The organism is Streptomyces viridosporus, assembly GCF_002078235.1.
GTDB lineage: Bacteria > Actinomycetota > Actinomycetes > Streptomycetales > Streptomycetaceae > Streptomyces > Streptomyces viridosporus.
On sequence record NZ_MSGP01000501.1, the window covers coordinates 1 to 11558 of the forward strand.

The following is an 11558-nucleotide window of genomic DNA, read 5'->3' on the forward strand; positions in this document are numbered from 1 at the left end:
GGGCCTGGTGCTCGGCGTCGGTCCGCCCGACGCCGAGCACCAGGCCCCGCTCGCCCCGGACGACCCGCACCGGGCCCTGGTCCCACAGTTGCTGGCCGGACGTCCGCGCGGGCCGGTCCGAGGCCACCGACCACCGGCCGTCCGCGTCCCGGCTCAGGCGCAGGGTGCGGGCGGTGGTGACCGGGGAGCGGTCGTGACCCTCGACGCGGTAGCGCAGGTCCGCGGAGACGGTGGCGGTGTCACCGGTGCGGTCGAGGGCGGTCACGCGGTAGGACCAGTCCGCCAGCGGTACGGCGCGCAGGTTGTCGAACCCGGCCCGGGTGCCGGTGCGGGCGTGGCCGGCGGCGTCGTGGCCGAGGACCGCCGCCGCCCGCCGGTCGAGGAGCGCCTGCGCCTCGGCGCGGGTGCCGTCGACGACCGGCCCCCCGCCGCACGCGACCAGGGAGACGAGCAGCAGGCACAGCGCCGCCACCGGCGCTCCCGGAACCCGCCCTCGACCAGCCATCTCCCCGAGCGTACGGGCGCCGGACCGCTTCGGTCAGACCCTGGTGACCGCCGAGACGGGCATCATCCCGACCGGGTCGTGGCGCACGGCGGCGCCGGGGTAGGGCGCGTGGATCACCTGGCCGTTGCCCACGTACATCCCGACGTGGCTGGCGTCGGACCGGTAGAGCACCAGGTCGCCGGGGCGCGCCTCGGAGAGCGGGACCTGCCGGCCGGCGTACCGCTGGGCCTGCGAGGTGCGCGGCAGGGACACCCCGGCCTGCGCGTACGACCACTGCGTCAGGCCCGAGCAGTCGAACCCGCCGGGTCCGTTGGCGCCCCAGACGTAGGGCCTGCCGAGGGCGGAGCGGGCGGCGGCGACGGCGGCCGCCGCGCGTGCCGAGGCCGGTACGGCCGTGTCCGGGCCGTGCGGGTGCGCGCGGCCGGAGCGGGCGGCACGGTCGTAGGCGGCGCGCTCGTCGGCCGGGAGGGAGTTGAGCAGCCGGCGGGCCTCGGCGAGTTTGCCCTCGACGGTCTTCTTGTGGGCGGCGGCGTCCTTGCGGCTCTTCTCCAGCGCCCGCAGCGTGCGGGCCGCCTCCGCCCGGTCCCGGTCGAGGGAGCGCAGGGCGCCCCGCAGTCTCCTCAGCTCGCCCGCCTGGCGGACGGTGATCCGGTCGAGGACGGAGGCCCTCTCCAGGTAGTCCTCCGGGTCGTCGGAGAACAGCAGGGTGAGGGAGGGATCGAGGCCGCCGGAGCGGTACTGGGCGCCGGCGAGCGAGCCGAGCGACTCCCGCATGGTGTTGATCCGCTCCTGCTGCCGGGCGACCCCGTCCTGCGCGGTGCGGACCTGCCGGCGCAGCCCGTCGGCGCGCTCGTCGGCCTCGTTGTACGCCTCGGTGGCCTTCTCGGCCTCCTCGTAGAGGTGGTCCACCTCGGCCCGGGTGTCGTCGTGCGGCGTGGCCACGGCCGGGGCCGCGCCCAGGGCGGCCGTGACGGACAGCAGACCGACGGCGGCGACGGCGCCCCGGTCGGATCCGAAGGACGGTGCAGGACGGCGATGGAACCCCACGGGAAGCCGCGCTCCTTCCGCTGGCGGACAGGGAAACGCGGCAGACAGTAGACCCGGCGACGGCGGGCGGACCAGCGCCCGCGGCCGCCGCACACGGCGGCGCCCCGCCTTCGACGCAGGTCACAGGCGGGGCGCGGGGCCGGTGGGCGCCGGTGCGATTCCCCCGTTCGGGGGCATCGCGGGCCGGTCTCCCGAAGGAGCGGACGGACCCTAGACGCGGACGCCGAACATGAACGGGCCACCGATGGTGTTCATCGACTCGTAGCGCACGACGGTGCCGGTGCGCGGGGCGTGGATGATCTGGCCGTTGCCCGCGTAGAGGCCCACGTGGTGCAGGTCGTTGAAGAAGAACACGAGGTCGCCGACCTGGAGCTGGCTCTGCGAGTAGATCCGGGTGCCCGCGCCGGTCTGCGCCTCGGAGGTGCGCGGGAGACCGACGCCGGCCTGGGCGTACGCCCAGGAGGTCAGGCCCGAGCAGTCGAAGGAGGACGGGCCGGTGGCGCCGTAGACGTAGGGGGTGCCGAGCTTGCTCTGGGCGGCGGCGAAGGCGGCGGCGGCGCGGCCGGTCCCGGTGCTGGTGCCGGCCCTGGTGCCGGTCGAGGCGTCACCGGCGGAGAGGGCCTGGCGCTCGCTGTTGCGGGAGGCGCGCTCATCCTCCTCGGCGAGCTGGGCCTTCTCCTCGGCGGTCAGGCTGTTGAGCAGCTTCTGCGCGGCGGCGAGCTTGCCCTGGACTTCCTTCTTCTTCTTGCCCAGTTCGGTGCGGGTGGAGGAGAGGTCCTTGAGCTTCTCGGACGCCTCGGAGCGCTGCTGGGCGAGTTCGCGCTGCTTCTCCTGGATCTTCTTCAGCCCGTCGACCTGCTGGGCGCTCAGCTGGTCGAGGGTGGACGCCTTGTCGAGGTAGTCGTCCGGGTCGGCGGAGAGGAAGAGCTGGAGCGAGGGGTCGATGCCGCCGCTGCGGTACTGGGCGCTGGCCATCGAACCGAGGCCGTCGCGCAGGTCGTTGAGTTCCTTCTGACCGCGGGCGACGTCGTCCTGGATGGTGGAGATCTCCTTCTGGAGCTTCTCCTGCTTCTCCTTGGCCCCGTTGTACTTCTCGGTGGCCTGCTCCGCCTCCTGGTAGAGCTTGTCGACCTTGGCCTTGACCTCGTCCTTGCTCGGTTTCTCACTGGGAGCGGCATTGGCGGCCTGCGAGCTCAGGGCGACGGCAGCTGCGGCAGCGGTGGTGAGCACGGTCACACGTGCGCGGCTCGGCTGCTTGGGACGACGGTGGGACGCCACGAAGGCGAGCTCCTTCTTCCTCCAGCCGCCTACCGACACGCCGGTGGGCGGGGCCTCCGCCGTCGCCACCCCATGTGAACGATCACCCGAGCGGAGGTTCGAGGCCTGACCCTAGTGATTCTCTTGTGATCAGTTCAAATCCTCGGACCTGAAATTCCCGTCACAGTGCGTTTTCCTTGCCGTGAACTCACGTGCGGTGATGTCCGGTTGACGCTACGTTGCGTGAACATCCCATCAATTCGGGCAATCGGCGGTTACGTTACGCTTGGGGCTTACGTGCGGGTCGGGACGTACGGTCCTTTACGCCTATGCCCGGGAGAAGCGCTTCAGAAGCACCGCCGACGCGACCGGGCGGGCGCCCGCGCGGGCCACTCCGTCGGCCACCTCGCGGTCGGTGGAGACGACGATGACGGGCCGGCCCGGCGGCTCGGCGCGCACCAGTTGGCGGATCAGCTCGTCGGCGGTGACGCCCGGCTTGGAGAACAGCACCCGCACCCCGCGCGGCGGCGCCAGCAGCACCGGCGCGGCCAGTTCGGCGCCGTCGAAGACGCACGTCACCTCCGCACCGCTCTGGGCGGCGAGCTGGGCGAGCTGGCCCAGGAGCCTGAGCCGCTGCTTCTCCAGGGGCATCTGGGGATAGCCGGTCTTGGTGACGTTGTAGCCGTCGACGACGAGGTGCGCCTGCGGCAGCGCCAGCAACTGGTCGAGGACGGCGGGGTCGTCCTCGGACAGCGCGCGGGCGGCGATGTCCTTCGGGGTCATGCGGCCGGGCTCGACGGCGTCCACGGTCTCGGCGGGCCGCACGGACACCGGAGGCAGCGCGAGCTCGCGCCGCAGCCCCTGGGCGGCGTCCAGCACGGTGTCCAGCAGCAGCCGCACCCGCATGTCCTCGACGCTGCGGCCCTCCCGGGCCGCCCGGCGGGCGGCCTCCAGCGCGGCCTCGGCCTCCCCCAGCCGCGCCCTGAGGCGCCGGCTCTCGCTCTCGGCGGCCGACACCTGGGCGCTCCCCTCGGCGCGGACCGCCTCCATCTCGCCCCGCAGCTTGCGCAGGGCCGCCTCGCCACGCTTGACGTCGCTGAGCGCGGAGCGCAGCCTGCGGTGCAGCGACTCGGATTCCTTCTTCGCCGCCTCCAGCTCGGTGCGCAGCCGCTCGGTCTCGGACCTGGTGCGCTCGCGGGCCCGGGCGAGTTCGGCGCGCAGCCGCTCCAGCTCGGCCCGGCTCTCCTCGTCGGCGCGCTCGGCGTCGGCGCGCTGCGCCTCCTCGCCGGCGGCGGCCACCAGCTTCACCCAGCCCGGCGGGCGGAGCACATAGGCCGCGGCCGCCACGTCGAGCGGGTCCGCGGCCGGGGGCGGGGAGCCGGAGTCGAGGGCGCCGGTCAGTTCCGGCTGGACCTCTCTGAGCCGTTCCCCGATGCGCTGCCGGAACAGCGGATCGCTCTCCAGCGCCGAGGCCATGGCGTTGCCCGCGAACTTGGCGCGGCGGCTGGGGGTGAACCGGGCGTACTGCCGCAACTGGGCGGGCAGCTCGGTGACCGTCAGCCCGCCGAAGCCGTCGGCGGCGATCTGGACGACCCGGCGGCGCACCCCGTCGGGCAGCGGGCGGTCGAGCACCTCGGCGGCGCCGTCCTGCGGCCCCCCGCCCGTGGTCTCCACCATCCGTCACACCCCAATGCCTGTGCGCGACCCCGCGTACGGGGCCGCCGTCAGCGGGGCCCGCCCCCGGTCAGGAGCCGGCACCCGGCCTGTCCACGAGTTCCACCTGGTCCACGGCGTTGCACCAGCGGCACCGCACCGATTCGATCGTCTCATCGAGCACCTCGCGCTCCTCGACCCTGGGCTCTCCCGCCAGGTCGAGGTGGACGTACTCGACGACCTTCGACGAGCGGGTCACGTCGAACCGCGTGAGGTTGCCGCAGAGGGTGCAGCGCCACCGCGTCGAGGCGGTCGGCAGGGGAACCGTCATCGTGGCTGTCCGCCTTCCTTCCAGTGTCCTTGACGCACCGGACCGCCCGGTGCGTATGGCTCGTAACCCTACGGCCTGGCGGGTGCCGGCCGCCCCGCCCGTCCGCGGCGGCGAGGCGGTCCGGGCGGTTGCGTCCGGTTACGTCATGCTCTGTGTCCATGAGCCGCAACTGGAGCGCCTCGGCCGTCGGGGCGATGCGGGGCTCGCCGGCCCCGGTGACCCACACCCTCATCGTCCTGTGCTGCCTGGTCTTCCTGCTCGGGCCCGCCTCGGGCCTGAATCCGGCCCACGGTTCCGGGGAGGAGCTGCTCGCGGCGCAGCGGGCCTATTTCCGGCGCTGGGGGGTGATCCCCGCAGACCTGTTCGACGGGTCCCCCGGGGCCGTCCTCGCCCCGGCCACGGCGCTGTTCGTCCACGGCGGCTGGGTGCACCTGCTCGGCAACATGCTCTTCCTCCACGTCTTCGGAGCGATGACCGAGGCGCGGATGGGCCGCGTGCGGTTCACCGTGTGCTACGCGGGCTGCGGCTACCTCGCCCTGCTGGGGTACGCCGCCGCCCACACGGACTCCGGGCAGCCCCTGGTCGGGGCCTCCGGAGCGATCTCGGCGGTCCTCGGCGCGTTCCTCTTCCTGTTCCCCCGGGCCCGGGTGACCAGTCTCCTGCCGTTCCTGTTCTTCCTGCCGGTGCGCTTCCCGGCGTGGGTGGCGCTGCCGTTCTGGGCGGCGCTGCAGTGGGCGGCGGCGGGGCAGGCGGCCGACGGGCCGGAGGTGGCGTACCTGGCGCACCTGGTGGGGTTCGCGCTGGGCTTCGGCTACGCGTGGCTGCGCTTCGGACGGGCGGCCGCCGTGCCCCGCCGGGGAGCGGCCCCCGGTCCCCCGGCGGCACGGACACCTCCGGCGGACCGCGAGTAGGGTGAGAGCCCCAGCAGCGGCCCCCGAGGGAGAGAACCAGCCGTGATCACCGCGATCGTCCTCATCAAGACCAGCGTGGACCGGATCCCCGAGATCGCGGAGCAGATCGCCGCGCTGGACAGCGTCAGCGAGGTCTTCTCCGTCACCGGCTCCCACGACCTGATCGCCATGGTCCGGGTCAGGCAGCACGAGGACCTGGCGGAGGTCATCCCGGGCCGGATCAGCAAGATCCCCGGCGTGGAGGGCACCGACACGCACGTGGCGTTCCGCACGTACTCCCAGCACGACCTGGAGGCGGCGTTCGCCATCGGCCTGGACAGCTGAGGCGGCACCCGCCGCCGGCCCGGACGGCCGAGCAGCGGGGCGGGACGGCCGGGTCCCGGGGGGCGCGGCGTTCATGAAGAGTTCTTCATCTCCGGCTCATCCGCGCCCTCCGGTTCCCCCCGCAGGATCGGGGCCATGGTCTTCACTCGCCGGATGGCGGCCCTGGCCGCCGTCGTACTGATCCCCCTGGGCGTGGCCGCCACGAGCTTCGCCCTCGCCGACAGTCCCGAGCCGCCCGAGGTCCCGCCGCAGGTGGAGCTGGACAGCGCCTCCCCCACCCCGACGGCCACGGCCCCGTCCACGCGGCCCGAGCCGAGCGACGAGGTCGTCTCCGGGCCTCCGGTGACCGACAGCCCAGCGGATGACGACGATGACGACGACGACGGCGACCGGGACCCCTCGGACGACGGATCCGACGACGACGGACCGGGCGACGACGGCTGACCCCGCGCGCCGGCGGATCTCCGCCCGGGTCCGCATCCTGCTCTGGCTGCTGTTCGTCATGGCCGTCGCGCTCGCCTCGGTGGCCACGACCACCCGCACCTTCCTGCTGCGGGACGTCGACGACCGGATCAACGGGCTGCTCGCCCAGGAGGCCGGCGAGTTCGCCAACTTCAAGGAGCGCGGCTTCGACCCGGAGACCGGCCGGTCCTTCACCGACCCGGACCGGCTGCTGCGGGTCTTCCTGGAACGGCAGTACGCCGACCCCGACGAGGAGCTGATCGGCCTGGTGGCCCGCCCCGGCGTCGGGCCGGCGCAGATCATCCAGCCGCGCGACCTGCCCGTCGCCCTGCCCCTGCACCAGGACGCCGACGCCCGGCGCCGCATCTTCGGCTCGCCCGACGCCTCCGGGGTGCTGAGCCGGCCCGAGGGCGAGATCCGCTGGGCCAAGGTGTCCGTGGTCCGGCCCGGCGGCGCGCCCGAGGCCGCGTTCGTCGTCGCCTTCCACCCCGAGCGCGAAGTGGCGCGCGTGAACGAGGTGTTCCGCGTGCTGCTCGCCATCTCCGGGGTCGCCCTGCTGCTGATCACCGGTATCGGCTGGGTGGTCGCCGGGCGGATCCTGCAGCCCGTGCGCCTGGTGCGCACCGCCGCCGCGCAACTCACCGAGCAGGACCTCACCCGCCGCCTCCCGGTGCGCGGGCGCGACGACATCGCCGCCCTCACCGAGACGTTCAACGCGATGCTCGACCGCCTCGAGCGGGCCTTCGCCACCCAGCGCCGGTTCGTCGACGACGCCGGGCACGAACTACGCACCCCGATCACGATCGTGCGCGGCCATCTGGAGCTGATGGGCGACGAGCCCGCCGAACGCGAGGAGACCGTCCGCCTGGTCACCGACGAACTGGACCGGATGAGCCGCATCGTGGAGGACCTGCTGCTGCTCGCCAAGGCCGAACGCCCCGACTTCGTCACCCCGGAGCCGGTGCAGCTCGCCGAACTCACCGCCGACGTCTTCGTCAAGGCCCGCACCCTGGGCGCACGCGACTGGCAGCTCGCCGGGACGGTCGACCGGGAGGTGGCGCTGGACCCCCAGCGGATCACCCAGGCGATGGTGCAGCTGGCGCAGAACGCAGTGCAGCACACCACCACCGGCCAGACCATCCGCATCGGGTCCCGCGCCGAGGGCTCGCGGATCGAGCTGTACGTCGCCGACTCCGGCTCCGGTGTCCGACCGCAGGACCGGGAGCTGATCTTCGAACGCTTCCGGCGCGGCACCTCCCGGCGCGGGGCGCACGGCTCGGGCGCCGGGCTCGGCCTGTCGATCGTCAAGGCGATCGCCGAGGGCCACGGCGGCCGGGTCCGCCTGGACGACACCGAGGGCGGCGGCGCCACCTTCGTCCTGACGCTGGATCCGCCGTGAGCGTCGTGAACACCGTGAGCACCGTGAGCACCGTGAACACCGTGGACGTCGTGGACATCGTGGAAGAGGCACAAGCGTGAACCGGATTCTGATCGTCGAGGACGAGGAGCGCATCGCCTCCTTCGTGGAGAAGGGCCTGCGCGCCAACGGCTTCACCACCACCGTCGTCCCCGACGGCGAGGCCGGCTACGAGTACGCCCTGACCGGTGGTTTCGACCTGGTCGTCCTGGACATCGGGCTGCCCGACCGGGACGGCTTCACCGTGCTGCGCGAGCTGCGCGAGTCCCGGGTGACCACCCCGGTGATCGTGCTGACCGCGCGGGACTCGGTCCGGGACACGGTGGCCGGCCTGGAGGGCGGCGCCGACGACTGGATGACCAAGCCGTTCCGCTTCGAGGAACTGCTCGCCCGGGTGCGGCTGCGGCTGCGCACGGCGGCCCGCGCGCCGGAGGTGACGGTGCTGAAGTCGGGCGACCTCTCCCTGGACCTGCGCACCCGCCGGGCACGGGCCGCGGACCGCACCGTCGACCTGACGGCCCGTGAGTTCGTGCTGCTGGAACTGTTCCTGAGGCACCCCGGGCAGGTACTCTCCCGCGAGCAGATCCTGTCCCACGTCTGGGGCTACGACTTCGACCCCGGCTCCAACATCGTGGACGTCTACGTCCGGGCGCTGCGCAAGAAGCTCGGCGCGGAGAAGGTGCAGACGGTCCGCGGGATGGGGTACCGGCTCCCCGCGTGACGCTCCCCGGCGGCCGGTGAAGTTTCCTTCATCTTCGGCTCATCGACGGCTCACGGCCCGGACGGAGCCTGGACGGCGTGACCCTGACTCCCCGACTGACCGCCGCCCTGTGCGTGGCCCTGTCGCTGTGCGCGCTGCTCGCGGTGCCCGGCAACTTCCCCGGCCTGAGCGGTGACGCGCGGCTCACCCTCGTCGTGTTCGCGCTGGCGACCTGCGCCTGGGTCGGTACGCCGATCGACGACACGTACATCGCGCTGGGCGCCGGACTCGCGCTGACCGTGACCGGGGTGATCAGCAGCGACACCCTCTTCGGCACCCTGGGCGACTCGACGGTGTGGCTGCTGATCTGCGCGTTCGTGCTGGCGGCCGCGGTGACCCGGACCGGGCTCGCGGGGCGGGCGGCGGCGTTCCTGGTCGGCGGGGCGCGCACGGTGCGGCAGTTGACGCACCTGACCACGACCGCACTGGTCGTCACGGCGTTCGCGGTGCCCGCCACCTCGGGCCGGGCCGCGCTCGCCCTGCCGGTGTTCCTCGCCCTCGCCAAGGCCCTCGCCGACCGCAGGCGGCTGGTCGTGATGCTGGCGCTGCTGTTCCCGACCGTGATCCTGCTGTCGGCGGTGGCGACCCTGATCGGCGCGGGCGCGCACCTGATCACCGTGTCGGTGCTGTGGGAGGCCACCGGGGAGCGGGTCGGCTTCACCGAGTGGCTGCTGCTCGGACTGCCGCTGGCCGTGGCCTCCTCGCACCTCGCCGCCGAGGTCGTCCTGCTGACCACCACCCGGCGCGCGGACCGCGAGGGGCCGGTGCTCATCACGGCCGAGGAGATCCAGCGGCACAGCGACCGCCCCGTCACCGGCCCGTGGACGCAGGCCGAGAAGCGCTGCGCGCTGCTGCTCGGCACGGTCGTCGCCCTGTGGTGCAGCGAGCCGCTGCACCGGGTGTCACCGGCCGTGGTCGCGCTGATCGGCGCGGTCGTCGCCGCCTCGCCGGCCCTGGGCACCGTACGGCTGAAGGACGCCCTGAAGACGGTGCCCTGGTCGCTGCTGCTGTTCATGGCGGCGACGATGGCGATGGGCGTGGCGCTGGCCGAGTCGGGGGCGGCGCAGTGGCTGACCGGCGGGCTGCCCTCGGGGATCACCCCCGTGATGTTCCTGGCCGTCGTGATCGCGGTCAGCACGGCCGCCCACCTGGTCCTGCAGTCCCGCTCCGCCCGTTCCTCGGTGCTGGTGCCGCTGGTGGTCGCGGCGGCCGCGGGCGCCGGGGTGAACCCGGTCGCGGCGGCGCTGGCCTCCACCGCCGCCGCGGGCTTCTGCCACACGCTGCCGGCCTCCGCGAAGCCGGTGACGCTCTTCGCCGAGATACCGGGCACCCCCACCTACACCCCGCGCGACCTGCTCCGGCTGTCCGCCGTGCTGGCCCCGCTGACCGCCGCCCTGGTCCTGCTGTTCGCCGTCGCGGTGTGGCCGCTGCTCGGCGTCCCCGTGACCCGCTAGCCCCTTCGGCCCCTTTCGCCCCCTTTCGGCCACCCAGGTTTCCGAACCACCGAGGCCCCGGCCCGTCGGGGTTCCCGTCCCGCTAGGAGTGATCCCATGCTCACCCGTGTCGTCGTAGCCCCCAGCGGCTTCAAGGAGTCGCTGTCCGCCGAGGCCGCCGCCGACGCCATCACGGCGGGGATCCGCCGGGTCCTGCCGGACGCGGAGATCGACCGGATCCCGTTGGTGGACGGCGGCGAGGGCACGGCCTCGGCGCTGGCCGCCGCGACCGGCGGGCGGCTGGTCTCCCTGGCCGCCACCGGCCCGGTCGGCGAGCCGGTCGGCACGCACTTCGCGCTCCTCGGCCCCCGGGACACGGCGGTGGTGGAGATGGCGGCGGTCGCGGGGCTCTCCCTGGTCCCGCGCACCCGGCGCGACCCCGGCGCCACGACCACGTACGGCGTCGGGGAACTGATCCGCGCGGCGCTCGACCAGGGGGTGCGGCGCGTCCTGGTCGGCTGCGGCGACTCGGGCACCTCCGACGGCGGCGCGGGCGCGCTGCAGGCCCTCGGCGCCCGGTTGCTGGACGCGGACGGGTTCGAGCTGCCGCACGGCGGTCGCGAGCTGATCCGGCTGGCGCGCATCGATCCGGCCGGTCTCGACCCCCGCCTGGGCGACGTGGAACTCCTCGTCGCCTGCAACCCCTTCAACGTGCTGTGCGGCGAGCGGGGCGTGGCCCGGGTGTTCGGTCCGCAGAAGGGGGCGACCCCGGCGCAGGTCGAGGAGTTGTCGGAGGGGCTGGAGAACTGGGCGCGCGTCCTCACCCGCGACCTCCCCGCCGTCGGCACCGATCTGCGCCACGGTCCCGGCACGGGCGCCTCCGGCGGACTCGGCGCCGGTCTCGCCGCCCTCGGCGCGCGTCTTCTGCCCCGCTTCGACGTCCTGCTGGACCACCTCGACCTGGACGCCCGGCTGGCCCGCGCCGATCTGGTCGTCACCGCCGAGGGCGCCCTGGACCACCAGACCCCGCGCGGCAAGGTGCCCGCGGAGGTGGCCCGGCGCGCCAAGCTGTACGGGCGGCCGGTGCTCGCGCTGGCGGGAACGCTGGGCGAGGGCGCCCACCAGGTACCGGGCGTGGACGCCTGCCACGGCATCCTGCCCGCCCCGATGGCCCTGGCGGAGGCCCTGGTCCGTGGCGCCGAGCTGCTCACCGACGCCACGGAGCGCGCCCTGCGGATGATCGTGCTCGGCACCCGGCTGCCGGCGCCCGCGGCGGCTCAGCAGGAGGTGTCGGGGACGCACCGCCCGTCCACCGTGCGGTAGCTCCACCGCGCGCCGTCCCGCACGAGTTCCCGGACCGCCCGCACGAACCGCTCCACGTGCTCGTCCGGCGTACCCACCCCGAAGCTGACCCGGACGGCGCCGAGGGCCCTCTCCCCCGGCACCGCACCCGGGGCG

11 protein-coding genes and 2 pseudogenes are annotated in these 11558 nt (G+C 74.1%); 7 read left to right on the plus strand and 6 right to left on the minus strand.

All coding sequences use genetic code 11. The features are described 5' to 3' along the window. The 5 genes and pseudogenes from B7L92_RS30435 to B7L92_RS30455 form a co-directional block, all read right to left on the minus strand. Positions 1-505: pseudogene (locus B7L92_RS30435) on the minus strand (hypothetical protein); the annotation flags it as partial. A gap of 33 nt (positions 506-538) precedes the next feature. Next, entirely contained in the window at positions 539-1552 is a 1014-nt protein-coding gene (locus tag B7L92_RS30440) for a C40 family peptidase (protein WP_081240567.1), read from the minus strand. Between the two features lie 210 nt (positions 1553-1762). Then, a complete protein-coding gene (locus B7L92_RS30445) occupies positions 1763-2830 on the minus strand; it encodes a C40 family peptidase (protein ID WP_081240573.1) in 1068 nt (355 codons plus the stop codon). 306 nt (positions 2831-3136) lie between these two features. Beyond that, on the minus strand, positions 3137-4486 hold the full coding sequence (locus B7L92_RS30450) for an NYN domain-containing protein (RefSeq protein WP_081240568.1): 1350 nt from the start codon (positions 4484-4486) through the stop codon (positions 3137-3139). 67 nt (positions 4487-4553) lie between these two features. Beyond that, positions 4554-4793, minus strand: coding sequence for a hypothetical protein (locus B7L92_RS30455; RefSeq protein ID WP_004989130.1), 240 nt, complete (start codon positions 4791-4793; stop codon positions 4554-4556). 158 nt (positions 4794-4951) lie between these two features. On the opposite strand from B7L92_RS30455, the gene B7L92_RS30460 reads away from it, so the two are divergent. The 7 genes from B7L92_RS30460 to B7L92_RS30490 all read left to right on the plus strand — a co-directional run bounded on the left by B7L92_RS30460 (position 4952) and on the right by B7L92_RS30490 (position 11423). After that, entirely contained in the window at positions 4952-5704 is a 753-nt protein-coding gene (locus tag B7L92_RS30460) for a rhomboid family intramembrane serine protease (protein WP_081240569.1), read from the plus strand. Between the two features lie 42 nt (positions 5705-5746). Further along, positions 5747-6028 carry an Lrp/AsnC family transcriptional regulator gene (locus B7L92_RS30465; protein ID WP_004989125.1) on the plus strand — a complete coding sequence of 94 codons (282 nt, stop codon included), beginning with the start codon at positions 5747-5749 and terminating at the stop codon, positions 6026-6028. 135 nt (positions 6029-6163) lie between these two features. After that, positions 6164-6472 carry a small secreted hydrophilic protein gene (locus B7L92_RS30470; RefSeq protein WP_081240570.1) on the plus strand — a complete coding sequence of 103 codons (309 nt, stop codon included), beginning with the start codon at positions 6164-6166 and terminating at the stop codon, positions 6470-6472. After that, positions 6399-7889, plus strand: a complete 1491-nt coding sequence (locus B7L92_RS30475; protein WP_255311210.1) for a sensor histidine kinase — start codon at positions 6399-6401, stop codon at positions 7887-7889. The genes B7L92_RS30470 and B7L92_RS30475 overlap by 74 nt, the downstream gene beginning before the upstream one ends. 76 nt (positions 7890-7965) lie before the next feature. After that, positions 7966-8628 (plus strand): response regulator transcription factor, encoded by a 663-nt coding sequence (locus B7L92_RS30480; RefSeq protein ID WP_004989114.1) that lies wholly within the window; start codon positions 7966-7968, stop codon positions 8626-8628. A gap of 77 nt (positions 8629-8705) precedes the next feature. Next, entirely contained in the window at positions 8706-10121 is a 1416-nt protein-coding gene (locus tag B7L92_RS30485) for an SLC13 family permease (RefSeq protein WP_081240571.1), read from the plus strand. Positions 10122-10217: 96 nt separating this feature from the next. Further along, positions 10218-11423 (plus strand): glycerate kinase, encoded by a 1206-nt coding sequence (locus tag B7L92_RS30490; RefSeq protein WP_081240572.1) that lies wholly within the window; start codon positions 10218-10220, stop codon positions 11421-11423. On the opposite strand, the pseudogene B7L92_RS41670 reads toward B7L92_RS30490, so the two are convergent. Beyond that, positions 11378-11558: pseudogene (locus B7L92_RS41670) on the minus strand (aminotransferase class V-fold PLP-dependent enzyme); the annotation flags it as partial. The gene B7L92_RS30490 and the pseudogene B7L92_RS41670 overlap by 46 nt on opposite strands.